At 70.8% G+C, this 26076-nt stretch carries 21 protein-coding genes and 1 pseudogene; 8 read left to right on the top strand and 14 right to left on the bottom strand.

Annotation, left to right across the window (positions count from 1 at the left end; all coding sequences use genetic code 11):
• Positions 1 to 17: 17 nt before the first annotated feature.
• From QRX50_RS10410 to QRX50_RS10400, 3 genes are read right to left on the bottom strand one after another with little or no spacing between them, the layout of a single operon-like run.
• A complete protein-coding gene (locus tag QRX50_RS10410) occupies positions 18 to 476 on the bottom strand; it encodes a dihydrofolate reductase (RefSeq protein WP_285971746.1) in 459 nt (152 codons plus the stop codon).
• Positions 473 to 1270 (bottom strand): thymidylate synthase, encoded by a 798-nt coding sequence (locus QRX50_RS10405; RefSeq protein WP_285971745.1) that lies wholly within the window; start codon positions 1268 to 1270, stop codon positions 473 to 475. The genes QRX50_RS10410 and QRX50_RS10405 overlap by 4 nt, the downstream gene beginning before the upstream one ends.
• 10 nt (positions 1271 to 1280) lie before the next feature.
• On the bottom strand, positions 1281 to 2825 hold the full coding sequence (locus tag QRX50_RS10400; RefSeq protein WP_285971744.1) for an APC family permease: 1545 nt from the start codon (positions 2823 to 2825) through the stop codon (positions 1281 to 1283).
• 311 nt (positions 2826 to 3136) lie between these two features.
• On the opposite strand from QRX50_RS10400, the gene QRX50_RS10395 reads away from it, so the two are divergent.
• Positions 3137 to 3634: an Lrp/AsnC family transcriptional regulator gene (locus QRX50_RS10395; RefSeq protein ID WP_285971743.1), complete on the top strand. Its 498-nt coding sequence runs from the start codon at positions 3137 to 3139 to the stop codon at positions 3632 to 3634.
• A gap of 146 nt (positions 3635 to 3780) precedes the next feature.
• Here the strand turns inward: QRX50_RS10395 and helR are convergent, their stop codons facing one another.
• From helR to QRX50_RS10380, 3 genes and pseudogenes are all read right to left on the bottom strand, one after another.
• Positions 3781 to 5973 carry an RNA polymerase recycling motor ATPase HelR gene (gene helR / locus QRX50_RS10390; protein ID WP_285971742.1) on the bottom strand — a complete coding sequence of 731 codons (2193 nt, stop codon included), beginning with the start codon at positions 5971 to 5973 and terminating at the stop codon, positions 3781 to 3783.
• Positions 5974 to 6128: 155 nt separating this feature from the next.
• Positions 6129 to 7966: pseudogene (locus tag QRX50_RS10385) on the bottom strand (LamG-like jellyroll fold domain-containing protein).
• A gap of 1161 nt (positions 7967 to 9127) precedes the next feature.
• Positions 9128 to 9631, bottom strand: coding sequence for a DUF6328 family protein (locus tag QRX50_RS10380; RefSeq protein WP_285974417.1), 504 nt, complete (start codon positions 9629 to 9631; stop codon positions 9128 to 9130).
• 329 nt (positions 9632 to 9960) lie between these two features.
• On the opposite strand from QRX50_RS10380, the gene QRX50_RS10375 reads away from it, so the two are divergent.
• Entirely contained in the window at positions 9961 to 10530 is a 570-nt protein-coding gene (locus tag QRX50_RS10375) for a superoxide dismutase (RefSeq protein ID WP_285971741.1), read from the top strand.
• 1 nt (position 10531) lies between these two features.
• Here the strand turns inward: QRX50_RS10375 and QRX50_RS10370 are convergent, their stop codons facing one another.
• Both QRX50_RS10370 and QRX50_RS10365 read right to left on the bottom strand, forming a co-directional pair.
• Complete coding sequence (locus QRX50_RS10370; protein ID WP_285971740.1) at positions 10532 to 10933, bottom strand: pyridoxamine 5'-phosphate oxidase family protein; 402 nt, start codon at positions 10931 to 10933, stop codon at positions 10532 to 10534.
• 60 nt (positions 10934 to 10993) lie between these two features.
• Positions 10994 to 12412 carry a DUF2339 domain-containing protein gene (locus QRX50_RS10365; RefSeq protein ID WP_434533253.1) on the bottom strand — a complete coding sequence of 473 codons (1419 nt, stop codon included), beginning with the start codon at positions 12410 to 12412 and terminating at the stop codon, positions 10994 to 10996.
• Positions 12413 to 12598: 186 nt separating this feature from the next.
• Here QRX50_RS10365 and QRX50_RS10360 point away from each other — a divergent pair, with 186 nt between their 5' ends.
• Entirely contained in the window at positions 12599 to 13024 is a 426-nt protein-coding gene (locus QRX50_RS10360; RefSeq protein ID WP_285974791.1) for a hypothetical protein, read from the top strand.
• Between the two features lie 683 nt (positions 13025 to 13707).
• On the opposite strand, the gene QRX50_RS10355 is transcribed toward QRX50_RS10360, so the two are convergent.
• Together QRX50_RS10355 and QRX50_RS10350 are read right to left on the bottom strand one after the other, a co-directional pair.
• Entirely contained in the window at positions 13708 to 13878 is a 171-nt protein-coding gene (locus QRX50_RS10355) for a hypothetical protein (RefSeq protein WP_285971739.1), read from the bottom strand.
• Between the two features lie 507 nt (positions 13879 to 14385).
• The gene (locus QRX50_RS10350) at positions 14386 to 15336 is read right to left on the bottom strand and encodes a Gfo/Idh/MocA family protein (protein WP_285971738.1); all 951 of its coding nucleotides are present in this window, start codon (positions 15334 to 15336) and stop codon (positions 14386 to 14388) included.
• A 74-nt stretch (positions 15337 to 15410) separates the two neighbouring features.
• Between QRX50_RS10350 and QRX50_RS10345 the strand changes: the two genes are divergently transcribed.
• Entirely contained in the window at positions 15411 to 15965 is a 555-nt protein-coding gene (locus QRX50_RS10345; RefSeq protein ID WP_285971737.1) for an isochorismatase family protein, read from the top strand.
• A gap of 11 nt (positions 15966 to 15976) precedes the next feature.
• On the opposite strand, the gene QRX50_RS10340 is transcribed toward QRX50_RS10345, so the two are convergent.
• Complete coding sequence (locus QRX50_RS10340) at positions 15977 to 16495, bottom strand: 3,4-dihydroxy-2-butanone-4-phosphate synthase (RefSeq protein WP_285971736.1); 519 nt, start codon at positions 16493 to 16495, stop codon at positions 15977 to 15979.
• On the bottom strand, positions 16495 to 17286 hold the full coding sequence (locus QRX50_RS10335; protein ID WP_285971735.1) for an alpha/beta fold hydrolase: 792 nt from the start codon (positions 17284 to 17286) through the stop codon (positions 16495 to 16497). Before QRX50_RS10335 ends, QRX50_RS10340 begins: the two co-directional genes overlap by 1 nt.
• 182 nt (positions 17287 to 17468) lie before the next feature.
• Between QRX50_RS10335 and QRX50_RS10330 the strand changes: the two genes are divergently transcribed.
• Positions 17469 to 20363, top strand: a complete 2895-nt coding sequence (locus tag QRX50_RS10330) for a GAF domain-containing protein (protein WP_285971734.1) — start codon at positions 17469 to 17471, stop codon at positions 20361 to 20363.
• The gene (locus QRX50_RS10325) at positions 20360 to 22318 is read left to right on the top strand and encodes a helix-turn-helix domain-containing protein (protein WP_285971733.1); all 1959 of its coding nucleotides are present in this window, start codon (positions 20360 to 20362) and stop codon (positions 22316 to 22318) included. The genes QRX50_RS10330 and QRX50_RS10325 overlap by 4 nt, the downstream gene beginning before the upstream one ends.
• Here QRX50_RS10325 and QRX50_RS10320 read toward each other — a convergent pair.
• A complete protein-coding gene (locus QRX50_RS10320) occupies positions 22215 to 23750 on the bottom strand; it encodes an AMP-binding protein (RefSeq protein WP_285971732.1) in 1536 nt (511 codons plus the stop codon). The two genes, QRX50_RS10325 and QRX50_RS10320, sit on opposite strands and share 104 nt — an antisense overlap.
• Positions 23750 to 24331, bottom strand: a complete 582-nt coding sequence (locus tag QRX50_RS10315) for an NADPH-dependent FMN reductase (protein ID WP_285971731.1) — start codon at positions 24329 to 24331, stop codon at positions 23750 to 23752. The genes QRX50_RS10320 and QRX50_RS10315 overlap by 1 nt, the downstream gene beginning before the upstream one ends.
• Positions 24332 to 24482: 151 nt before the next feature.
• Here QRX50_RS10315 and QRX50_RS10310 point away from each other — a divergent pair, with 151 nt between their 5' ends.
• The gene (locus QRX50_RS10310; RefSeq protein ID WP_285971730.1) at positions 24483 to 25280 is read left to right on the top strand and encodes an SDR family NAD(P)-dependent oxidoreductase; all 798 of its coding nucleotides are present in this window, start codon (positions 24483 to 24485) and stop codon (positions 25278 to 25280) included.
• 17 nt (positions 25281 to 25297) lie between these two features.
• Complete coding sequence (locus tag QRX50_RS10305) at positions 25298 to 26071, top strand: alpha/beta fold hydrolase (protein ID WP_285971729.1); 774 nt, start codon at positions 25298 to 25300, stop codon at positions 26069 to 26071.
• The last annotated feature ends 5 nt before the right edge of the window (positions 26072 to 26076 follow it).

Here is a 26076-nt window from a genome sequence, read left to right as displayed (position 1 = left end):
GCTACCGGTTGCCGGCCTCAGCCCCAGGTCAGCAACCGGTAGTGCAGCCCCGTCGACGATTCCTGCCACTCGCCGGTGGCGTCCGGCGGCCGACCGACCTCGGGCGCGTACGTGTCGCCCTCGAAGTGCTCCTGGATCTCCGTGACCACGACCCGGTCCGCGAACGGCAGCGCGGCCCGGTACACGGCCTCGCCGCCCATCACCCACACGTCGCCGGACACCGCCGCGAACGCCTGTGCCAGGTCGGGGAACGTCTCCACGCCCGCCTGCGGCGTACGCGACAGCACCAGGTTGCGCCGGCCCGGCAGCGGCCGGAACCGCGGCGGCAGCGACTCCCACGTGCGGCGGCCCATGAGCACGGTCGCGCCCGTGGTCGTCTCGCGGAAGTGCTTCTGGTCCTCCGGCAACTGCCACGGCAACTCGTTGTCGCGACCGATGACCCCGTTGGCGGCCTGCGCCCAGATCAGGCCGATCACACCGCCACCGGTGCCTTGATGCCGGGATGGGGGTCGTAGCCGTCGATCGCGATGTCGTCGTAGGTGTAGCCGAAGAGGCTGTCCACCGGCTTGAGGCTCAGCGACGGGAACTCCCGGGCCTCGCGCGAGAGCTGCGTGCGGACCTGGTCGACGTGGTTGTCGTAGATGTGGCAGTCGCCGCCGGTCCACACGAAATCGCCGACGCGAAGGCCGACCTGCTCGGCGATCATGTGGGTGAGCAGGGCGTAGCTGGCGATGTTGAACGGCACGCCGAGGAACAGGTCGGCGCTGCGCTGGTAGAGCTGGCAGGACAGCTCGCCTTCGGCGACGTAGAACTGGAAGAACGCGTGACACGGCGGCAGCGCCATGCGCGGGATGTCGGCGACGTTCCACGCGGACACGATCATGCGCCGCGAGTCGGGGTTCTCACGCAGCGTGGTCAGGAGCTCGGCGAGCTGGTCGACGTGGCCGCCGTCCGGGGTCGGCCACGAGCGCCACTGGACGCCGTAGACCGGGCCGAGGTCGCCTTCGGGGGAGGCCCACTCGTCCCAGATCGTGACGCCGTTGTCCTGCAGCCAGCGGACGTTGGAGTCGCCGCGCAGGAACCACAGCAGCTCGTAGGCGATCGAGCGGAAGTGGACTTTTTTGGTCGTGACCAGCGGGAAGCCGTCGGCCAGCCGATAGCGCAGCTGGTGCCCGAAGATCGACCGCGTGCCGGTGCCGGTGCGGTCCTGCTTGCGGGCGCCCGTGTCGAGCACGTGGCGGAGCAGGTCTTCGTACTGTGTGTCCGGCATGCCCACGAGCCTAAGCTCCTTCGATCGACTCGCCGCCGCGGCTCACCGAACCGCGAGGCAACCGGCGGCCGGCGAAGAATTCACGACACGCACGGTGCACGGCGAACATCAGCGGGAAGCCGATCAGGATCGACACGACCCCGATCACCGCGACGCCACCGATGCCGAACACGGTGGTCTCCCCCGCGTCCGGCTTCGCGTATTCGATCACCGCGAGCACCAGCACGGCCAGGAAGAACACCGCGCCGACGAACGGCAGCACCCCGCGCAGGACGAAGTGGCGCAGGCTCGCCAGCAGCGTTTTGCGGAACAGCCAGACGCACGCCAGCGCCGTCATCGTGTACTCGATCGCGATGGTGAGGCCGACGGCGTCGACCGAGTCCGAGAGCACGTTGTCGCTCCACACCGCGAGGAGCACGTAGAGCACGAGCGAGACGAGGCCGAACGTCCAGGTGGAGACCGACGGCGTCTGGTACTTCGGGTGCACGCGGCCGAAGACCTTGGGCAGCGCGCCGTGGCTGGCCATCGAGAGCGTGGTGCGCGCGGCGGGCATGATCGTCGCCTGGCTGGTGGCGGCGCCGCTGGTGAGCACGGAGACGATGAGCAGCAGGCCCATCACCTTGCCGAGCCCGGAGCCGCCGAACACCGCACCGCCGAGGCCGGCCAGCACGTCTTCGGAGTTGGCCTCGTTGCCCAGGCCGATGCCGCTCTCCCCGACGCCGGCGAACGCGAGCGCGGCGACCGTGACGAGCAGGTAGTTGAGCACGAGCAGCACGGTCGAGAGCACGGCGGCGCGGCCGGGCGCGCGGCGCGGGTCGGCCGACTCCTCGTTGACCGACAGCGAGCTTTCCCAGCCCCAGTAGATGAACACGGCCAGCAGCACCGCCGAGACGGCCGTGCCGAGGCCGACGCCGTCGGGCCACAGCCAGCTCCACCGCGGGTGGGTCGCCTGCGGGCCGGCGCTGCCGTCATAGACCCGGACGAGGGCGACGACGGAGAAGATGACGAGCACGGCGAGCTCGATGCCCAGCAGGATCCACTGGGCGCGCGCGGACACCTCGATGCCGCGGTAGCACAGGTAGCAGAGGGCCAACAGCCACGCGCAGCCGATGGCGGTGGTCACGGCCCGGTTGTCCGCGAGGCTGTCGGCGCCCAGCAGGAGCAGCGTGTAGCGACCGGTGAGCGCCGACTGGCTGCTCATCACCAGCAGCTGCGCGACCGTGACCACCCAGCCGGTCATCCAGCCCGCGCGGCTGCCGAACGCGCGCGTCGCCCAGGTGAAGTTGGTGCCGCAGTCGGGTTCGGCGGAGTTGAGCTCGCGGAACGCGACGGCCACGAAGAGGACGGGGATGAACGACAGCAGGATGAACGCGGCGGCCTTGAAGCCGGCGCCCGCGAGCACGATGAACCCGAGCGTCGCGGCGATCGAGTACGCCGGGGCCGTCGACGACATCCCGATCACCATCGCCGACACCATGCCCAGAGCCCCTGTCCGGAGTCCTTTGGCCGGCACGGCCGGAGCGGGGTGTGCGCCGAGCGCGACGGCTTCGGACATGATCAGTCCTCCTTATGGGGGTGGGATTTGGTCGGAGCCGCTGGGTTTCACTAGGCCTTCCGGGTCTTTCCGGGCCTTTCACGGCCGCCAGACGGTACCGGTTAGGCCCTCAGGCTCGGCACCCCGTATGCGCCGTCGCACATCCGTGCGGCGAAAACATCACCTCGATGGAGCCTTGACCACTTATTTCGGCGTCGTCGTCGGCTCGGCCGGGGAATAGCGTGAATCCGGAAACGGGCTCCTCTTCCAGCACGAGGGCAGATACGCTGCGCGCCTAAGGAATCACATGCCGAAACACAGGGAGGGACGGCATGGGTGACGGAAACCGTACGAAGGTCGAGGAGCAACGCACGCCGAAGGCGTTGGACGGCACCGACAGAACCTTGATCGCCCTGCTCCAGAGCGACGGCCGCGCCTCGTTCACCGCACTGGCCAAAGCAGTCGGACTCTCCGAGGGCGCCGTGCGCCAACGGGTCCAACGTCTGCTGCGCGACGACATGATGCAGATAGTCGCCGTGACGGCCCCAGGAAACGTCGATCTGACCCGCCAGGCCATGATCGGCATCACCGTGAGCGGCGACCCGCGCGAGGTCGCCAACCGCCTGTCGGACCTCGCCGACGTCCACCAGGTCGTCCTCTGCGCCGGCCGCTTCGACCTCCTGGCCTCACTGATCTGCCGCGACGACGAGCACCTGCTGGCCGTCCTGGGAGACCAGGTGCGCCCCATCCCCGGGGTGACCTCCACGGAGCTGTTCGTGTACCTGAAGCTGGCCAAGCAGAACTACGCGTGGGGCAACCTGACTTCGTGAGGTTTTCTCCGCGTTTCTCGGATGAGGCCGGGCCCCCGCCTCACTTCCGGCGCCTTGGGCGCTGTGTCTGGGTTGGTTGAGGCGGGGTTTTCGGCTCTGCGGACCGTCTTGGTGCGGGGTTTTTCTTTACGCCCCCAGCGCTTCCCTCACACATAACGGCGATGACTCACCCGCCCACCGCCATCCGGCGCCACCCCACGCAACGCAGCCGGAAGCGGCCCGTCGTGGACGATGCCCAGCCGTTGCGTCGCGCGGGTGAGCGCGACGTACAGTTCCGCCGCCCCGCGGGAGCTCGCCGCGAGGATGCCGGCGGGGTCCACGACGAGCACCGCGTCGTACTCCAGGCCCTTGGTCGCCGACGGCGGCACCGTGCCCGCCACGCCGGGCGGCCCGATCACCACACTCGTGCCCTCGCGCGAAGCCTCCGAGTCGACAAAGGCAGAAATCGCCAAGTCGTACGAAGAAACCCGCCGCGACCAAGGCGACACTCCACACGAACGCACCGACTGCGGCGGCTGCACCCCCGGCGCGAACTCCGCCAGCAGCCGCGCCGCCACCGCCATGATCTCGGCCGGCGTCCGGTAGTTCACCGTGAGCGGCCGGAAAACCCACCGGTCCGCGACGTAGCGTGACAACACCTCCGCCCACGACCGCGCGCCGGCCGCCGAACGCCGTTGCGCGAGATCGCCCACGATCGTGAACGACCGGCTCGGACAACGCCGCATGAGCACGCGCCAGTCCATTTCGGACAGTTCCTGTGCCTCGTCGACGACGACGTGCCCATACGTCCAGTCGCGGTCCGCGGCAGCGCGCTCGGCGAGTGCGCGGTTGTCGCGCTCTCGGTGACGCTCCGCGAGCGCGCCCTCGTCCAGCAAGTCGGCCGCGGTGAGCTGCGCCTCGTCGTCCATCGTCTCCTCGACCTCGAGGACGTCGAGCACACCGGCGGCGTAGTTCTCCTCGACGTGAGCCCGTCGCGCGGCGGCCCGCTCCGCCGAACGGTCCTCCCCGAGCAGGTCGACGGCCTCGTCCAGCAGCGGGACGTCCGACACCGTCCACGCCGCGCCGTGCGCCCGGTACAGCGCGGGCGCCCCGCCGGCCGCCGACACGCGAGCGCGCGACGAGTACAGCTGCGCGAGCAACCGGCGCGGCGTCAGCAACGGCCACAGCCGGTCGAGCACCGCCGCGAGCTGCTCGTGATCTGCCAGCTCCGCCAGCACCTCGGCGCGCAGCTCTGCCCGCATACCGTCCGACGGTGACAGCCAGCCTTCCCCGATCCGGTCCACCGCGCGCTCCGCCAGCCCCCGCCGGACGGCCTCGCGGAACACCGGCCGCGCCTCGTTGTGGGGCAGCCCGGTCGCGCGGGCCTCGTCGCGGGCCGCACGCGCGACGTCCGCGTCGAGCAGCACCGGGCCGTCCGTCAGCTCGACCGGCACCGGGTCCGAAGGCAGCTCCTGCCGATCCGCGACGGCCACCGCCAGCACGTCGAGCATCGCGGTCGACCCCTTGATGCGCTGCAGCTCGGGCTCGTCCTCGGCCGTCACGCTCAGCCCGGGCACGAGGTCGCCCGGCGTCTGGAACACGACGTCGGTCTCACCCAGCGACGGCAGCACGCGGCTGATGTGGTCGAGGAACGCCGGGCTCGGCCCGACGACGAGCACGCCGCGCCGTTGCAGCCGCTCGCGTTTCGTGTACAGCAGGTACGCGACACGGTGCAGCGCGACGGCCGTTTTCCCCGTCCCCGGCCCGCCCTCGACCACGACGACGCCAGGGTGGCGCAGCCGGATGATCTCGTCTTGCTCGGCCTGGATCGTCGCGACGATGTCGCGCATCCCGTCGCCGCGGGGTGCATTGACGGCGGCGAGCAGCGCGGCATCACCCCTGGTCCCGCCGCGGTCGCCGCTGTCGCCGAGGAATTCGTCGGTGAAATCGACAACGCTCTGCCCCCGCGTGTGGAACTGCCGGCGTCGCGCCATTCCTTCGGGTGACGCCGCGGTGGCGCAGTAGAACGCGCCGGCGACCGGCGCGCGCCAATCCACGAGCAGGGGTTCGTAGTCGTTCTCCTCGTCGAAAATGCCGAGCCGGCCGAGGTACGTCCGTTCGCCGGAAAGGGCGTCGAGACGGCCGAAGCACAATCCGTTGTACGCCACGTCGAGCTGCGCGACGGCCTTCGCGCACTGGGCGGCCTGGACGTCACGCTCCCACAGCACGTGGCCGGGTTCCCTTACTGCCTTGACATGCGCGGCCCTCGCCCGCTCCCGCTCGGCGGCGAGCCGATCGTAGAGCGACGCGACGTACGCGCGTTCCGCTTGCAATTCCTCGTCGTACCCCTGATTTGACAAGTTCCCTCACAGCGTTTATCCTGAAACCAGGTTCGGCGTTCACGAGTGACTTTGACGTGAGCGTCGATTTTCTATTGTCCAGGTCCTGTCAAGTCGGATCTTTCGGACGTGAAAAGGCGCCCCGTCACTGGTCGGGGCGCCTTTTCCAGAAGGTGTCAGCCGAGCAGGAAATCGCGGACGGGCAGGGCGCGGTCCACCACGCGCACGTCGCCGAGCAGGCCGTAGAAGCCCTGCTCCACCTTGCTGTCGTAGGCATACGCGCCCACGAACCAGCCGCCGCCCGGGTTGGCCAGGCCGTTGGCGGGGGTCTTCGGGTTGCGCAGCAGGGGGCAGCCGTCGACGTAGATGGTGGTGTGCTTGCCGTCGTTGACCACGGCCACGTGCCACCACTTGGCCAGCGGCAGCTCGTGGCCCCAGTTGGTGGAGATGCCGTTCTGGTTGAGCGGGAACACGGCCCACTGCAGCTCGGCACCGTCCGAAAGGGACAGTGTGGCGGCGGGCTCGCTGGGGTCGTCGCCCGTCTTGCCGGCCTGGCCGCCGGGGTTGGCGCGGCCGAAGATGCCGCACCAGCCGTGGTTGCCGTCGCGGAAGTCGGCGGGCAGCTGGATGAAGGCCTCCACGGTGTAGCCGTGCGAGAAGGTCGCGGTGTTCATCGGCGCCTGGTCCACGGTCTGCAGGTAGGCGCCGTGGCCGGGGTTCTTGCCGCCGTAAAAGCGCAGGCTGCCGCGCGAGGGCTGACGCGGCGCGAACTCGCTGGCGTAAGTCAGCGCCTCCGGTCCGCTGCCGGGCATCGTCAAACGGCGGAGGTTGTTTCCGTGGCCGCTGAGGTCCTTGACGTCGGCGGTCACGGGCGCGCCGTCCTTGCCGCCCTCGAACCGCCAGTACGCGACGGTGCCCGGCACGAGCACCTGCCGAACGGGCCGCGCCGGCGGCACGGGGATCGGCGCGAAGCCGGCGAAGCGCTGGGCGAAGTCGATCTCGAGGCTGAAATAGTCGACGTCGGTGCTGCGCTCGACCTCGATGCGCTGCAGCTCGGTCAGGTCGCGCTGCTTCTCGAGCCACGGCGAGAGCGTGCGGACGTCGATCACACCGCGGGCCAGGTCGAACTGGTAGAGGCGGATCATCGCGCTGCCGCCGTAGTAGCGGTCCTGGCAGTTCGTGAGGTGCAGGTGCACTTCGTGACCGGCGGCGTTCTGCTTCACCAGGCGGCTCGGGGGCCAGAAGTGCCCGTTGAGGGTGAGGAAGATCTGGTCGCTCTCGTTGACGAAGTCGTCCCAGACCTGCTGGCCGAAGCCGGAGAGGAACGGCTGGCCGTGCTCGTCGCTGTCGACGAGCTCGTGGATCGTGAGGATGGCCGGCGTGTGCGGGTGCTGCGCGAGCACCTGCTTCGCCCAGTCGAAGCTCGCTTTCGAGGGCCGCCAGTCCATCGCGAGCACCAGCCACTCGCGGCTGGCGGCGCGGAACACGTGGTAGGTGTTGCAGCCATCCTTGGTTGCGCCGCGGAACGTCGGCGAGTTCTTCTGCCGCTGCGGGCCGAACGCATCGAGGTACGGGGTGCGCCCACGCTGGTCGTCGGTGGACGCGTTGATGTCGTGGTTGCCGGCAAGCGTGCTGTACGGGAAGCGGCGCCGGTCGAGCGCTTGGAACGACCGGCTGATGCCCGCGAACTCGCCGACCTGGCCGTTCTGAGTGAGGTCGCCGAGGTGGGCGAGGAAGACAACATTGTCAGCCTGGCGCCCCAGCACGTACTCCAACGACGCGTCCACGGGCGCGGCATCACCTCGATCCTCGTCGAAGAGATACTGCGTGTCGGGCATGACGGCGAACGTGAACCGGGGCTCTCGGTGTCGGCACCGTAAGCCTTCCCAGCAGCTTGGTCGCTTTCGGCTTGGGCTTCGGACGGTCTGACGACAGCGGGGATCGCGGCCACCGCAGCACCGGCACCGAGCAGCCCGGCGCCGCGCAGGAAGGTCCGGCGGGAGGAGTCAGTCACCCGCCGGAAGCTACGCAAACCCCCGACACCCACGGCAACACCGCCCGACGCACCGATGAACAGCACCTTTGCGCAGCGCGTGGGGGTCCGGTCGCGCAATTTCTTGAGCACGACGGCCCCTTCGCGCACCGGCCCGATGGGCGCTGCGGCCGGCGCACACGGCGCTGCGGCCGAGTTGGCGCGAACGGTCCCGTTGCGCCGGCACGTTGGTGCGAACGGTCCCCTCGCACAGGCTCGGCGGCGCGGGCGGTCCCCACGCACAGGCTCGGCGGCGCGGGCGGTCCCCACGCACAGGCCCGGCGGCGCGGGCGACGTCGCGCCGGCTCGGTCGCGCCAACGGCCCCGTCGCACCGGCTCGTCGCCTGCGCAGCCCCCACGCCGTCGGCCCAACAGCACGAACGGTCCCGCCACGCCCACCTGCAGTTGCGCAATCGGACCCGCCACGTCGGCACTTCGGCACGAGGGGCCCACCAGATCGCCCCGGAAACACGAGCAGTCCCGTCGCGCCTCCAGCTGCAGCGCAAGCGATCCGATCGCGCCGACTCGCGACGCGAGCAGACCGCCAGCTTGGCGGCGACGCTAGCGGTCCCACCTCGCTCACCTGCTGCCCAAGTCGCCAGGTCGCGCCAGCTGGTGACCGCGGGCAGCCGATCGCAGCAACAGCGGCAGCGGCGGTCCCACCGCGCCCGCGCGCGCGGTGGGACCACGCTGCCCGCAGGCGGCACAAGCGGTCCCGTAGCGGCGCCCACCCGCGTGAGCAGTTCCGGCACCCCGCTCACGCCCGGGTCGGCGGTCCCGCGGCGCAACCCAGCGCCCGCGCACGGTGGGACCACGCCGCCTGCGGGCGGCACAAGCGGTCCCCACCCCGCGCGGGGTCGGACCACGCTGCCCGCAAGCGGCACAAGCGGTCCCGTAGCGGCGCCCACCCGCGCGAGCAGTCCCACACCCCGCTCACGCCCGTGTCGGCGGTCCCGCGGCACAGCCCAGCGGCCACAACGTCTCGCCGTGCCGACCCGCCAACGTCGGAGACCCACCGCAGCGAGCGAGTGATCCGTCCAGCCGGCAGTCGCGGTTCGTCGGCCGGCCGGCCCTGCCAACGTCGGAGACCCACCGCAGCGAGCGAGCGATCCGTCCAGCCGGCGGGCGCGGTTCGTCGGCCGGTCAGCCCTGCCGGTCGCGGTCGGGCCGGGGCGGGTTGGCGGCGATCGGGTCGTCCTTGGGGAGGCGGAGGGGGACGACGAACCACAGCAAGCCGAACAGCAGGACCGTGAAGCCTCCCGCGGCGATGAGGGCGGCGGTGCCGTAGACGACCTTCGCGATGAGGGCGACCGTCAGCGTGACCGCCCCGGCGAGGCAGCCCAAGCCGGCGAGCACAACGCGATTGCCAACGCGCAGGATCTCGTCGCGGCGGCCCGTGCGGAACAGCAGGCGATGCCACGCCGCGGGCGCGGTGAGCAGCGCCGTGGCGGCGACCGCCAGCAGCACCGCGACCAGGTGCAGCACCTTCTCGAGCCCATTGGTCGCCTGGAACCGATCGGTGAACACGACCGCCAGCAGGAACCCGAACAGGATCTGCACCCCGGCCTGCGCGACGCGCAGCTCCTGAAGCAGCTCACCGACGTTGCGCTGCAGCTTCTGGTTGCGCGTCTCCCCGGTGTGCTCCATGTCGACGTCGTCGATGACCTCGTCGGCCTCCACCGGCGGTGCACCGTCGGTGGTCGAACCGAGGCGTTCCCCGCGGCGGAATACGGCTCCTGCGGGGTCGGCGGAGGACGGGTTGGCTCGGCGCTGTTCGTCGGGGTCAGTCATCGGGTGGCTCCAGGGTCGGCTTCGTGCCGAAACACTAAGCCCGACCACCAGACCCCGCCCTCCCCGCGAGCCGGGCCGACCGGGCCGTGGAGGATTCACCCGGCGCCGCCCACGACGGGGGAACTGCTCACACGTTCGGGTGGCGCCCATGGCGTCGCAGTCCGCGCGCTGGCTAGAGAGTGACCATGCGAATCGCTCCCACACTCCTTTCCGCTGCTCTCGTCGCCGGCTTGGCCGGCCTCTCCGGTGCCACCGCCGAAGCGGCAACCCCGGTGCACTTCACCTCCGCGCACGGCACCTTCACCGGATACGTCCCGGGCGCCCACGCCGTGACCTATCGCACCGACCTCGTCCCGGGCGGCGCGCAGGCCCACGTGTTCGGCACCTCGGCGCACGCCACCGGCACCACCACCGCGCTCGTGGTCACCGGCCTGCTGCCGAACCACCAGTACGGCGCCCACGCCCACGCGAACGCGTGCGGCCCCACCGGCGACGACGCCGGCCCGCACTTCCAGCACACGCCGGACCCGGTGAAGCCGTCGGTCGACCCCGCCTACGCGAACCCGCGCAACGAGATCTGGCTCGACTTCACCACCGACCGCTTCGGCACGGGTCACGCCAAGTCCATTGTGGACTGGACGTTCGGCTCACGACGCGCACACTCCGTGGTGATCCACGAAACCCACACGCACACCGACCCCGGTCACGCCGGAACCGCGGGCGCCCGGCTGGCCTGCCTGGACGTCGGATTCTGACCTAGAACCCCCAAGAGCGCTCCGGGACGATGCGGACGCGCACCGAGAACGACGCGTCGAACGCGGCCGCGTCGGCGTATCCGACGCCGGCGTAGGACGACTCGTACTTGTCGAGGTAGCCCGGTGCTTCGGAGGGTTTGCCCTCGTCGACGTGGGCGCGGCCGTTGACGACGAGGATGCTGCCGCCGTTTTCGTCGCTGTTGAGGTGGAAGCTTGCCTCCGGGCTGCCGGCGATGTGGCGGAGCTTGGCGGTGTCCGGCTGGCTGAACACCAGAATGTCGTTTTCGTCGAGGACAAACCACACCGGGCGTGGGGCGGGACGCCCCGTCGGGGTGATGGTGGTCAGCCAGCCCACGGGCTCGCCGGCGCGCTTGATCAGGTTCGGATCGGGTGTGTACGTCATCTTCGGTCTCCCCTCGGAAGTGGTGAGATCAAGAGAACCACAACCCACCGACAGTTTCCGCTAGCGCGAGGCGACCATCCGCGCATATCGGCTCCCTGCAAGCAAAAGAACGAGACCGGCGCCGAGAAATGCACCCACTCGGGCGAGACCGTCGAGCGCCGCGAGGTCGAACAGCACCAGCTTCGCGACGGCTGCGGCAACCAGCACGAGACCCACCACGCGAAGCGCGACGACAGCGATACCGCGGAGAAGCATGATGAGGGCGGCGACCGTCCAGGAGACGGTGATCAACGCGTGGCCCAGCAGGAAACCGGACCGGCCGGGAACCGCCAGCAGTGCCGCGCACAGGACCAGGCCGGCGGCGCCGTAGAGGGCCGCGAGGCCGCCGGGAAGCCACGGCAAAAGCTTGCTGGGCTTGAGAACTTCGAGGCGCACGGCAGCCCAGGTCAACGCGATCGCGGCGCCCAGCATGAGCGCGGCCGCGGCGAGTGCGGCGCGCAGGTCCGCGGTCAGGTGCAGGCGCGGGACGACGAGGAGCGCGGGTGTCACGTCCACAACGATCGCCACAAGCCCACCGATCACCGCGAACGCCAGCGAACCCCCCAGCGCGAAACGGTTTTTCGTGTAGCGAGCGGCGAACGCGAGCGCCACCGCTTCGCCGAGCAGAACCGCGCCCCCGTCGAATTCCGTGACGGTGGCCTGCAGCGCGGCGACGAGGCCGGCGACGCCCGCGACAGTCCCGGCTTGACCGCGCACGAACGGCCATGTCGCGACAAGGACAACCGCCACCGCGCCCGCCAAAAGTGCCGCCTGCGTCTTCGGAAGCACCACTGCGGCGGCCAACACGGGCAACGGCGCGACGGCGAGCACGGCCAGCAAGGTCGGTTCGTTTTCCTTGCGGTGCAACATGATCAGCGAAAGCGCGACACTCACGGCACCGGTGACAATCGCGACGGCGGTGCTCTGCGTGTGCAAGACGGTGCCGATCAGCGACGCTGTCAAGGGCGGAATCGCCGAAGTGAGCGAAAGGGACCACCACGACCGTCGCAACTGGACGGGCACCGTCGCGATCTGGATGATGAGCAAGAAGGTCATGAGTTCCGGCGTGAAGCCCTGGGTGATCACGGGTGCGCACACGCCGCACGCGACGACGACGGAACTGGCGAGCAGAGGGGAATTCCACATGACGGCGAGCAACAGCCCGCCCACCGCGGTCACGAGCCCGACGGCGAGGCCCGCGAGGATGGGCAGGAACTCATACAGGGAGGTGGCGGCTATCGCATCGAGGTAGAGCGTCGCGATCCCTGTCGCGGCAAGGGCGAACGCACCGGTGCGCGCGGCCGGCTTGCGATGCAGCCACGCCCCCGCACCGACGAGCGCCGCACCGAACACGGCCCCGACGAGCACCCGCGGCAACGGCCCCAGCCATCCGCGCTGCACCGCGAGCACGAGCAGCAGCACGACACCCAGCAACGTCACGGCCCCACCGACCCACGCGAGCAACCGCGACCCGGCGCCCTCCTTGCCGAGCCGCTCACTCAGTGTGGGCGACGGGGTGTAGGGCGGAAAGGGGTTGGTCTGGGGGTAGGGCTGCCGTGCGTACGGCTGGGGCGCGGGCGGCATCGGGTAGGCGTAGGGGCCGGGGTAGGGCTGGTAGGCGGGGCCGTGGGGCGAGTACGGCTGCGGGCCGGCCTGGGGGTGAGTCGGCTGCGGCCCTGCCTGGGGCGGCTGGTCCACTCCAGCTTGGCTCTGCGACTGCTCGCCACCCACCTGAGGCAACGCCTGACCCGCGCCGCCCTCGGCGTGCAGTGGCTGCGGCCCCGCCTGCAGCGGCTGGTCCACTCCAGCTTGGCTCTGCGACTGCTCGCCACCCACCTGAGGCAACGCCTGACCCGCGCCGCCCTCGGCGCGCAGTGGCTGCGGCCCCGCCTGCAGCGACTGGTCCACTCCAGCTTGGCTCTGCGGCTCCTCGCCACCCACCTGAGGCAACGCCTGACCCGCGCCGCCCTCGGCGCGCAGTGGCTGCGGCCCCGCCTGGGGCGGCTGGTGCGCTCCGGCTTGATGGGTCGGCTGCGGAGCTGCTTGGGGTGAGGCGGGCTGAGCCTGCGGCTGCTGGCCACCGGGCTGCTGCGGACTGGGCTGAGCTTGCGGCTGGCCACCTGCCACGGGCGAGGTCTGGTTCGGACCTGCCTCAGGCAGGCTGGTGGGCTGTCGCGGGTGCCGGCCCGACGCGGGGTGCACCGGGTCCGCGCCTGCGTGGGATTCCGTCGAGCCTGCCGGGCTCGCGGCTGCAGCCTGAGTCGGCTGCGAAGCGGGGTCGGTGGCCGACGGGGCGTCGTGCTGGCCACGATGCGGAGCTGGCTGCTGGCTGGCGCCGGTGAGGTGCGCCGGTAGGTCGCCTTCGTTCGCACCGGTGAGGTGCGCTGGTGCGGCCGGCTGCACGCTGGCCTGCGGCTGCACAGCGGCCGACGGAGGGTGCGGCTGGCTTGAGTCCTGTACAGCCTCGGCCTGCGGAGCCTCGGCGGGCGCCACTGGCCGGCCCAGCGGCACTGGCGGCTGGGGAGTGGGCTTGACCAGCGGGTTTACCGGCCCACCCTGCGTGGCCGGGTCCGTGGTCGACGTGCCGGGGGCCCCGGCGGCGCGGAGTTCGGTGCCGACGACGGTGATGTGCCGGCCGAGGTCGTCGAGGGCGTCGGCGAGGCGGTGCAGCGTGGCGGCGTCCGTGGTCATGCGGTCAGGGTCGGGGATGGGTGGCGGTGATCGGATCCGTAGCACTACTCAACCCCGGACACGGGACGGTTGCGATCATCCTGGCTGGTCTTCGCGGCGAAGGCCCGGCGACGAGGAGTGGCGTGGCCGATCAGCCGCTGAACGACCTCGCCGAGCCGGCCGAGGTCCTCCGGCCGCACGACCCGGGCGCGACGACGTTCCTCCGGACGCACCACGAACGGCTCGTGCAGGCACAGACCCGGCTCGAACGGCGACGTGCGCTGAGGTCGTTGCTCGGGCTGTTCCGCGGTGCGGCGGGAAGCTTCAACGACCTCTCCCCCACTACCACGGCGACCTCCTGCCCGAGAACGCGCGCATGGAGGAACTCCGGGCGGCCGTCGCGCGGCAGGCTCGCGAGGAGCTGGATTGCCGCTGATCCGGGGCCCAGTCGCGCGGGCAAGCGAATTCTCGAGGCAGAACCCGGAGACAACCTCGGACGGCCAAGCACGGCCGACACGCACCGATGCACCGCGGACAGCCAATCACCCGCAGCAGCAATCTGGACCGCCCACACCCGATGCGGTCCGGTGGCCGAGCCTCAACCCGACAGCAGGTTCCGGCTGAAGACGAAATCGCAACAAGTGGTCGCCGGCTGCCACCCGAGCCCCGAACCCGGGCTACCGCACTTCGCGGACGGGCTACCCGCCACCTGGGCCGGCGGATAGCCCCGAGACCGGCGGCCGTCAGCCGGCTTGAGCGATCACCTCGTCCATCGTCGCCATGATCGAGATGGTTTCGTCGAGCGGCATCAGCGGGCTTTCCAGCGCGCCGGCCGCGAGGAGGCGGGCGACCTCGTCGGCCTGGTGGCGGAGGCCGCGGCCGGGATCGGTGTGGGTGTGGCGGACGGGGGCGCCGCCGCGTGGGGTGATGGTGAAGGAGGCCGGGGCGTAGAAGGCGCCTTCGATGTCCAGGCGGGCTTCGGTGCCGACGATGGAGGCCGTGGTGGGTGAGGCGGCGCGGAGGGCGCAGTTGAGGACCGCGTGGGCGCCGCTGTCGTAGCCGAAGAGCATGGACGTCTGCGCGTCGACGCCGGTGAAGGCCGGCGAGACGATCGAGGCCACGCGCGAGGGCGTCCCGAGGATCATCGACGCGAACGAAACCGGGTAAACGCCCAGGTCGAGCAGCGCGCCGCCACCGAGGGCCGGGGCGAAGAGGCGGAAGTCGGCGTCCTCGGCGAACCACTGGCCGTGGTCGGCGGAGACGGTGACGAGGTCGCCGAGCTCCGGGAGCAGGCTGCGCACGTGGTGGATGTGCGGCAGGAAGCGCGTCCACATCGCTTCCATGAGGAACAGTCCGCGTTCACGGGCGAAGGAGACCAGCGAACGGGCCTCGTCGGCGTTCATCGTGAACGGCTTCTCCACCAGCACCGGCTTGCCGGCGGACAGTGCGAGCATCGCGTTGTCGTGGTGCATCGGGTGCGGGGTGGCGACGTAGACGACGTCGACGTCCGGGTCCGCGGCCAGGTCCTCGTAGCTGCCGTGGCGGGTCGGGATGCCGAGGCGGTCGGCGAACGCGTCGGCGGTCTCCCGGCTGCGCGAGCCGACGGCGGCGACCACGCCGGAATCAGTGAGCTGCAGGTCCTCCGCGAAGGCACCTGCGATGCCGCCCGTACCCATGATTCCCCAGCGCAGCATGCGTCCTCCACGTTTTCGCCCGAAACTGTCGGACCGAAGACATACCATCGACCCAACCGAACGGAGGAGGCGCCATGACCACGCTCGTCAACCGCCCGAAGACCGGCCTGCTCGTGATCGACGTGCAGAACGGCGTGGTCGACCACGCCCACGAACGCGACAAGGTGGTCTCGAACATCGGTGCGCTCGTGGACAAGGCGCGCGCCGCCGACGTCGACGTGGTGTGGGTGCAGCACAACAGCGACGGGATGCCCCGCGACAGCGAGACGTGGCGGTACGTGCCGGAGCTCGTCAGGCACGACTCGGAAGCGTTGGTGCAGAAGGCGTACGCCGATTCGTTCGAGGAGACCGACCTCGAGTCCGTGCTGGCCGAGCGCGGGATCGGGCGCCTGTTCGTCTCGGGCGCGCAGACCGACGAGTGCATCCGCTCGACACTCCACGGCGCCATCGCGCGCGGGTACGACGCCACCCTGGTCGGCGACGCGCACACCACCGAAGACCTCTCCGAGTACGGCGCGCCGACGCCCGACAAAGTCATCGCGCACACAAACCTGTACTGGAACCACCACACGGCACCCGGCCGGAAGGCCGGCACGGTGTCCACCGAGGAGGTCGACTTCACGGCCTGACCTGCGCGAAGTCAGAACACCTCCGCTGCCGAGACCCTCGGCAGGCCGGCGAGTGCCGGCTCGTCGCTCTCGACCGCGGCCAGCACGGCCGCCGCAGCAAGGCCGGCTCGACGGCACAGCTCCACAGCCGCTTCCGCCACGCCCGTGCAGCCGGGACGGGCCAGGATCGGAACGACGTGGCCGGGCCGGGTGAGGTCGGTCCACGTCGTGGCCGGGGCCGCGAGGGTTCGCGCGGTCAGGGCACGATCGTGAGCGGAGATGCCGGTGGTGGTGCCGTCGGCGGCGTCCACGGAGACCGCGAACGGCGGGCAGTCGGTGTCGTCGGCGGGGAGCAGCGGAATGCGCAGGGCACGCAGCCGCTCGCGCGGGAGGGCGACACAGGCGAAACCGCTGGTATAGCGGATGAGGAAGGCCATCGACGCCGTGGTCACCAGCTCGGCCGAGAGGACCACGCAGTCGTCGAGCCGCACCGGTTCGCCGCGGCTCAGGGCCGCGAGTGCTCCGACGTCCAGATCGGCAATGAGGCTCATCAGCCCAGGTAGTCCGTGATCGCGGCGAGAGTGTCGTCCGGGTACTCCAGGAGCATGGCGTGGCCGCCGCGGGGCAGGACGCGCAGCGACGCGTTCGGCAGCAGCGAGGCCATTTCCACCGACTGCGACACGGGCGTCAGGACGTCTTCGGCGCCGGCCAGCACGAGAGTCGGGGTCAGCGCCGACGGAAGGTCCGGGCGGGAGTCGTAGACGCGCAGGCCCGCGGCTTGCGCTTCGAAGCCCGCCAGCGACGTCGGGTACGGGTCGTCCGCGGCCAGTTTCGCCTGATTCGCAAGGGTTTCGTGGTCCGACAACACGCGGGCGGTGAAGGCCCAGGCCATGCCGATCACGCCGACGGCCAGCGGGTCGACGTTGGCGCGGCGCAGGGCGAGGCCGGCGTCGAGCCACGCGAGCTGGATGGGGGTGTACGACGGGAAACCGTTGAGTAGCACGGCTTTCGACAGGATCGAGCCGTGGCGGATGAGCATCGACTGCAGCACCGACGCGCCCAACGACCAGCCCACGGCGGCGACCGGACCGAGATCCAGGAACTCCACCAGCGCGGCCGCGTCGTCGGCCAGCGTGTCCACCGCGTACGGACCCGGGGGCACCGCGCTGCGGCCGACGCCCCGGTTGTCGAAGGTGATCACGGTGAACCGGCGGCTCAGCTCGGGCACCGCGCCCGCCCACGCGCTCGAGTTGGCGCCGAGGCCGGCGATGAGCAGCAGCGGCGGGCCTTCTCCTGCGGTGTCGTAGTGGAGGGTCACGCCGTTCACGGTCGCTGTGGCCAAGGGGCACCGTCCTCTCGAAGACACGAGCATCCGGCCGCGCCGGGTCGCGCGACAACGGGAGGATGTACACGAGCCGCACATCGGACGTGGGTGAACGCACACGCACTGCGCCATCCAGCGGCTTTTGGTCGACGGGGCCGGACATCTGTGGTCAAGATGTCAACAGGCACCGAGGAGACGAGATGGACACCAACGGCGGTGTGACCACCACGGAACGGGACCTGGCCAGGCTGCTGCACCTGCTCGCCGACGAGACCGGCGCGACGGGCGAGTTCGACCGGCTCGGCGAAGACCTGGCGGGCGAGGGTGATGGGGAGCTCGTCGCCCTCACGCTGACCAGGGCGGCGCGCATCCGCGGGCTGCTCGCCGACCGCAAGCGCCGCGAGCGGGAGATGCAGGCGCTGCTGGACACGGCCAGTGACCTCGCCTCGGTGCGCGAGGTCGACGCCGCGCTCGACGCGATCGTCGCCCGTGCACGACGGCTGCTGGGCACGGACGCGGCGTACATGGCGCTCGTCGATCCGGAGACGGGCGACGCGTACATGCGCGTCACGCTCGGCACGATCACGCGGCCCATCGAATCGCTGCGGCAGCCGCCCGGGTACGGCGTCGGCGGCTGGGTCGCACAGGAAGGCCGCCCGTTCGCCACCGCCAACTACCTGCGCGACGACCGGATCCGCCGCAAACACTCGGTCGCGTCGGCCGTTGCGGAGGACGGGATCGTGAGCATCCTCGGCGTCCCGATGCGGGTGGGTTCGGAAGTGATCGGCGTGCTGTTCGGAGCCAACCGCGACGAGCGAACATTCGCGCAATCCGAGATCGATCTGCTGGGCTCGCTGGCGGATCACGCAGCGATCGTGTTGGAAAACGCACGCCTCTTCGCAGCCACGAAAGCGACCGCCGAGGAGCTGACGGTCGCCAACGACCAGCTCGCCCGCCACAACAAAGCCCTCGAACAGGCAGCGACGGCCCACGAACAGCTGATGGCGATGGTCCTGCGCCGCGCCGACTTGGCCGAACTGGTGGCGGCCGTCGCGGAGACGCTCGACGGTGCGGTCCTCGCCGCCGAACCCGACGGGACGCCACTGGCAAAGGCCGGTCCGGTGGAGCTGCTGGATCGGCTGCCGGAGCTGCCACCGGACGACCCCGGACCCGCTCGACCGCGGAACTTACGACCGAGCGCGCGGAGGGCGCCTGCGCTCGCTGCCGAATTCGGCAGGACACCCGCGGTTCCGGCCGATCGACCGGAACCGGGGCAGAGGGAATCCACACCCCACCATCGCCGAGGCCAAGGCGCCCGCTCTACCGCGCCCGTTGTGGCGCCCGGGAGGACGCCCCCACCGACCTCCGGATGGCCGACAGCACCCCGGCCGGAATCCGCTCCCGGCCCAGACCGCGGCCGGAACGCGCGGAAGACGCCCGCGCACGCCCCCGAGCCCGGCTGGACGCCATCCGCGAACACCGGCTCACCGGAATCACCCCTGAAGCAACACCCGGCCGACCCAGACCGCCGCCGGAACCGGCCGCGGACGCCCGCACGCGCCACCGACTCCGACAACACACCATTGGCGAACACCGGCCCACCGGAGCCGCGCCAGCGGGAATACGTACCCCATCACCGCCACGGCCGGCGCACACCCTCGACCGCGCACGCCGACAAACCCGACGGCACACCACCGGCGAACACCAGCTCACCGGAGCCGCCCCAGAGGGAATCCGCCCCCCACCATCGCCGAGACCAAGGCGCCCGCACTACCGCGCCCGTTGTCGCACCCGGGACGGCGCCCGCGGTGAACTCCGGATCGCCGCAATCACCCCGGACGGAATCCGCGCCCGGCGAAGATCGCGGCCGAAGCGGACGGAAGGCTGCCGAAGCCGCCGGGGCGACGGTGGTGGAGACCAGCATCCAGCCGCCTGACGAGCCGGGCATCGGCCGACGAAGCGGGCAGGGCCGCGACGCGCGGGAGGCGGCCGCGCTCGCCGTGGAGGGCGTCGGAACGCACCTGGTGGCGGACGGCCTGACGGCTCCGGCTGCGCTGTCCGGGGAATCCGGAAACGAGCGAGGCGGGCGCGCCGACGAGACCGGAAAGCCCGGGCTGCCTGAGTGGCAGACCAATGAGCCCGGGCCTGGCCGGGTGCGGGATCTGGGGCGGCGCGCGTGGACGGTGCCCGTGCGGGCCGGGGGTGAGACGTTCGGGCATCTGGTGTTCGCGGGGCGTGTGGAGCCGTTGGAGACCGACAAGCGGATCCTCGAGCGGTCGGCGCAGACGGCGGCGTTGTTGTTGCTGGTCGAACGTCAGATGTCCGCGGCCGAACAACAGGTGCGCGGGCAGGTGGTGGATGAGTTGCTTGCCGAACGTGAGCCGGATTGGGCGGCGCTGCGCAGGCGCGCGAAGGTGTCCGGCGCCATCGACTTTGCCGTGCGGCAGACGGTGCTCGTGGTGTCGGCCACCGGCACCACCAGGCGACGGCTGCTGAGGGCCGCCGCCGACTACGTTCGGGCGCACGGGGGTGTGGCGACCGAGCACGGTGGGCACGTCGTGCTGTTGCTCCCCTGTGCCGACGCGACGGCCGCCGTCAGAGCCACGCGAAGGCACCTCGAGCGCGCGACCGGCGGCACCGTCACGGCGGGAGTGGCGGGGCCCGCCGCGACCGCGCCCGTCGTGCGGAGCCTGCACCGGGAAGCCGAGCGCTGCCACCGGTTGCTCGTCGCGCTCGGGCGCGCGGGCACGGCCGCCAGCCTGGCCGACCTGGGCGTGCTCGGCCTGGTCCTCGACGGTGCCTCGCGCGAGCATGTCCGCCGCCTCGTCGAGGACAGCGCCGGCGCGATCCTGGCCTACGACGACGAACACGGATCCCTGCTGGCCGAAACCCTCGACGGCTACTTCGCCGCCGGCGAGAACCCCCGCGCCGCCGCGCGCCGGCTGCAGGTGCACGCCAACACCGTCTACCAGCGCCTCGACCGCGTCGACCAGGTCCTCGGGCACCGCCGTTGGCGCGAGCCCGCGGGCGCCCTCACCCTGCGCATCGCCCTGCAGCTGCGGCGCGTAATCGACCAGATCCCGGTGGTGTCATGACAGCGGATGCGCTCATCAGGTCCACAGTAGACAATCCCGCCGAAGTACTGGCCCATCTCACCTTCCTGCTCGCCGAAGAGGCGCCGGCCGCTGATTTCGAGGCTGTCGAGGCGCACGTCCGGGCGCTTCCCGAAGGCGACCGGAAGAACCTGTTGCGGCAAGCGATCGCGGACGCCCGCACCGTCCGCGGCATCCTCGCCCGCCGCGCGCAGCGCGAACGCGAAACCCAAGCCCTGTACGAAACCGCACGCGACCTGACCTCGCTGCGAGACGTCGACGAGGTGCTCAGCGCCATCGTCGACCGCGTCCGCCGCCTGCTGGCCACCGACTCCACCTATATCGCCCTCATCGACGACGACACCGGCGACGCCTACATGCGCGTCACCTCCGGCACGGTCACCGCGCCGATCCGCTCGGTGCGCCAACGGCCCGGCTCGGGCGTCGGCGGCCGCGTGATCGCGACCGGACGTCCGTTCGCCACCACCAACTACCTCACCGACCCCCGCATCCACCGCGAAACCCAGGTGGCGAGCGCTGTCGGCGAAGACGGCGTGGTGAGCATTGCCGGTGTGCCAATGAAACTCGGACAACGCGTGATCGGTGCACTGTTCGCAGCCGATCGTCACGAGCGAACTTTCGATCAACACGACATCGCTTTGTTGACATCGCTCGCACACCACGCGTCGGTGGTGATCGACAACGCGCGCCTGTTCGGCCAGCTCGGCAGCACCACGGAGGAACTGCGCGAAATCCACGCGCAGATGTCCGAACAACGCCACGCGCTCGAGCTCGCCGGAGCTGCCCACGAGCTCCTGGTGCCACTCGCGCTCGCGGGCGCCGACCTCGGCGAAGTGGCCGACACGATGGCGCGGCTGCTCGACGGCACCGTCGCCCTCGAGACCGGCACCGACCGCGTCGCCGCCACCGCGCCCGGCGGGATCCCGGTCGAGGCCGTGTTCCACACCGGCACCGTCGTCCCGCTGCGCGCCGGCGGCGAGACGCACGGGCGGCTGTACTTCGGCCGCACCCAGCCCCTGACCGAAACCGAACTCGGCACGCTCGAACGCGCGGCGCAAACCGCAACGCTCCTGGTACTTCTCGAACGCCAGACGGCAACAGCCGAGCAAGACCTACGCCACGAACTGGTGGAAGACCTCCTCGGCGAACGCGAACCTGACTGGGAATCCATCACGCGGCGTGCGAAAAGGTTCACCGTCCTGGTGGAAAACGAACCGCACGTGATCGTGGTGGTCTCAGGCGATGCGCAAGAACTCACAACCGCCGCGGAATGCGCGGCCACCCGGCGTGGTGGCCTCGCGAGCGAAGTGGACGGTCACGTCGTCCTGATCCTTCCCGGGTGTGACGCCGGCGCCGTCGCCCGGGCCGTCGCGGCCGAACTCGACGCGAGCACCCCAGTCACCCCAGTCACCGCCGGAGCCGCCGGCCCGGCCCACGATCTACCGGCGCTGCGCACCACCTACCACCAAGCTTTGCGCTGCCATCGCCTCCTGCTCGCCCTCGGCCGAGAAGGCAGCGGCGCCGGCCTCGACGAGCTCGGCGTGGTCGGCGTCGTCCTCGACAACGTCGGCCCCGACCAACTGCACCGCGTCGTCCGCCGCGCCCTCGGCCCGCTGCTCGACTACGACGCCGAACACCGCTCGTCCCTGCTGGCCACCGTCGAGTGCTACTTCGACCGCGGCCAGAGCCCACCCGCCGCGGCCCGCGCGCTGGGCATCCACGTCAACACGCTCTACCAGCGCCTCGACCGCATCGACCACGTGCTCGACAGCGCCGGCTGGCGCGACCCCGAGAACACCCTCGACCTGCAGGTCGCCCTGCAGCTCTACCGGCTCATGCCGGATCCCGCCGCGCCCGCTCCCGCAGCACGAACTTCTGCACCTTCCCCGTCGACGTCTTCGGCAGCTCACCGAACTCCACCGACTTCGGCGCCTTGAACCGCGCCAGCCGCGACCGCACGTGGGCCACGATCTCCTCCTCCGTCGCCGACGCGTCCGCGTGCAGCGTCACGTACGCCGCCGGCACCTCGCCCCAGTGCTCGTGCGGCGCGGCGACCACCGCGACCTCCAGCACGGCCGGGTGGTCGGCGATCGCCTGCTCCACCTCGACGGACGCGATGTTCTCGCCGCCGGAGATGATCACGTCCTTGCTGCGGTCGCGTAGTTCCACGTACCCGTCGGGATGCAGAACGCCCAGGTCACCGGTGCGGAACCAACCGTCGGGCGCCGCCGCGCGCGTGGCCTCGGGGTCTTTGAAGTAACCGAGCATCACGTTGTTGCCCCGCAACGCGATCTCGCCGACCGTCCTGCCGTCGGCGGGCACGTCCACCCCGTCGGCCCCGATCACCCGCACGACGCAGGCGATCATGTTCCCCACGCCCTGCCGCGCCTTCATCCGCGCCTGCGCCGGCGCGTCGAGATCGTTCCACTCCGGACGCCAGTCGCAGATCATCGCCGGGCCGAAGGTTTCCGTGAGCCCGTACAGGTGCGTCACGTCGAACCCCAGCTCACCCATGCGCCGCAGGATCGCCGGCGACGGTGGTGCGCCGCCGGTCGCGACGCGCACCGTTGGTGTGACCCGCACAGCTTCCTGGGCGTACGCCAACATCGACAACACCGTCGGCGCGCCGTTGAGGTGGGTGACACCCTCCTCGCGGATCAGGCGCCACACCTCGGCGGGCTCGACCTTCGGCAGGCACACGTGCGTCGCCGCCGCTGCTGTGACGGCCCACGGGAAACACCAGCCGTTGCAGTGGAACATCGGGAGTGTCCACAAATGCACAGAAGATGGTGACAATCCGACGTGACCCACCATCGCCAACGCCTGCAGGTACGCGCCGCGGTGGTGGTACACCACGCCTTTCGGCCGGCCGGTGGTGCCGGACGTGTAGTTGATCGACAGCACCGCCCGCTCGTCATCGGGTGTCAGCGCCAGCGGGGCAGCGGCCGCGAGCAACGCCTCGTACTCCTCCCCGGCCCGGATCCGCCGCACCCCGCCGACACTCGACAGCACCTCGTCCACCAGCGGGTCGAACACCGGATCGTGCACCAGCACCGACGCCTCGGAGTGCTCCAGGAGGTACGCCACCTCACGCGCCGACAGCCGCGTGTTCACCGCCACCAGCGGCACTCCCGCCCACGGCACGCCGAAGTTGGCCTCCAGCAGCACGTGCGTGTTCGGCGCCAGCACCGCCACCGGACGCCCGCCGGCCAACGGCGCCAGCACCCCCGCCAACCGGCGACACCGGTCGTGCAGCTCCGCATACGTCCACCGAGAAGCACCGTCGACCACCGCGACGCGAGAACCATGCGCCGCGGCCGCACGGTCCAGATAGGACAGTGGCGTCAGGGGCTCGAACGAGAGCTCCATCAGGCGACCCGCGCCCCGGCGACGAAACCCGCGAACCGCACCACCTCGTCGGCCACCAGGTGCAGCTGCTGGACCACGCGCGGCTGGTCACAAGCACCGTCCGCGAAGTGCGCCTCCAGCGAGTTCACCACCGCGCCGTACGGCGTGACCCAGCCACGCAACGCGTGCACCACCGACCGCAGCGCCCCCAGCGTCGTCACTCCCGCCTGCCACCCGTGCGCCGCCACGACCAGCCCGACGGCCCGGTCGGCGAGGTAGGACAACGGGTCCTCGCGCATGTCCTCCACGTAGTCCAGGGCGTTCTTGACCAGCCCCGACATCGACCCGTGGTACCCGGGCGACGCGATGATCACCCCGTCGGCCCGGCGCAGGTGTTCGACGAGTTCGCGCGCCACCGCGCCGCCGTCACCGCCCGGCGCGTACATCGGCAGCTGGGCCAACGAAGCCCCGGCGAACGCGTGTGTGGTTGCGCCCAGCTCTTCCGCGTGCCGCAACGCGATCCGCAGCGACTGCTCACTCGACGATCCGGGGCGCACGGTGCCCCCGAGGCCCACGACGTGCAGCTGTCCAGCTCGTTCCACGATCCACCACCCGTCACTCGTGCTGACTTGGCCACCTCATCGTCAGCGGCAGCCCCGCGCGGCGGCAATGGGAATCCGCACATGCCGCAGGCCCGCAGCGCGCACGAACTTCCGTTGTCGCAACCGCGTGCCGCAGGTCACAGTCGAGCGCATGGTCATGGCACTGGAGAACAAGATCGCCGTCGTCACGGGCGGCGCGAGCGGCATCGGCCGGGCCACCGCGGTGCGCTTCGCGCGCGAGGGCGCACACGTGGTGATCGGCGACGTGCAAGATGCGAGCGAAACCTTACGGCTGGTGGAAGAAATCGGCCAAAAGGCTGTGTACAAACGAACAGACACCACGAGCGAAGCCGACTGCGACGCCCTCGTCGCCGCGGCGGTAGCCGAGTTCGGCCGGGTCGACGTCGGCGTGGCCGCGGCGGGCATCGCGACCGCGGCGGGAATGAGCAACGTCGAGACCCGCGCCGAGAACGGCGACGCGACGCACGTGGTGAACCTGGCGACGGAGGCGTTCCGGCGGGTGCTGGACGTCAACGTCCTGGGCGTGATGATGACCGACCGCGCACTCGCCCGGCAGATGCTCGACCAGGGTGACGGCGGTTCGATTGTCAACATCGCTTCGAGCGCGGCGAAGATCCCGCTCGCCGGCGCGGCGCCGTACTGCACCTCGAAGGCCGGCGTCTGGATGCTCACCAAGGTCCTCGGCCTCGAGCTCGCCACCACCGGCGTCCGCGTGAACGCCGTGGGCCCCGGCTACACCGCGACGCCGATGATCGCCGGCATCGAGGACAACGAGGCGGCCTACTCCTCGGCGATGAGCATCACGCCGATGAACCGCCTCGGCACCGCCGACGAGCAGGCGAACGCGGTGCTGTGGCTCGCGTCCGCCGAATCGTCGTTCGTCACCGGCCAGATGCTGCACCCGGCGGGCGGCCAGTTCACCGACTGAGGAATGGAGGTTCCCGCATGACAACGCTGGACATCGCAGGCATCGGGCGGTTCGAGGTCGACCTCTGGGAGGACGGCAGCGGGTCGCCCTTGCTGTACCTGCACGGGTACGAGCGCCACCCCGGCGGCGCCGGCTTCCTGAAGCGGCTCGCCGAGTCGCGGCGGGTGCTCGCGCCCGAGCTGCCGGGTTACGGGAAGTCGACCGGGTTCGAGCACTTCACCGACGTGCTCGACGTCGCCCTGTTCCACCGCGAACTGGTCAGCTCGTGGGGGCTGGAGCAGGTGGACGTCGTCGGGCACTCGCTCGGCGGGATGTTCGCAGCCGAACTCGCCGTGATCGCTCCCCAACTCGTGCGGCGGCTCGTGCTGGTGGATCCGTTCGGAATCTGGCTCGACGACCAGCCTTCACTCGACCCGTTCGGCGCGGCCGCCGACGTGAAGGCCGCCAAGTGGCACGCCGGCCCGCCCGAGCAAGAGCCGACGAACTTCGTGCCCGACCCCGAAGACCCCCACGCGGGGATCCTGTTCTCCGCCCGCAACCTCGGCTCGGCCACGAAGTTCATGTGGCCCATCGCCGAACGCGGGCTCCGGCGCCGGCTGCCGCTGATCTCCGCGCCGACGCTCGTGGTCAACGGCGCGTCCGACGGCCTCGTGACCACCGCTTACGCCGAGGAGTTCGCGCGGCTCGTGCCCGACGCCAAGGTCACCGTGATCGACGACGCCGGGCACTACCCGATGGTCGAGCAGGAAGACGAATTCGTGTCCGTGGTCACCGCTTTCCTGGATTCCTGAGAGGA

The sequence above is a fragment of the Amycolatopsis sp. 2-15 genome (genome assembly GCF_030285625.1).
Taxonomy (GTDB): Bacteria; Actinomycetota; Actinomycetes; order Mycobacteriales; family Pseudonocardiaceae; genus Amycolatopsis; species Amycolatopsis carbonis.
This window is presented reverse-complemented; position numbering and strand designations above follow the sequence as displayed.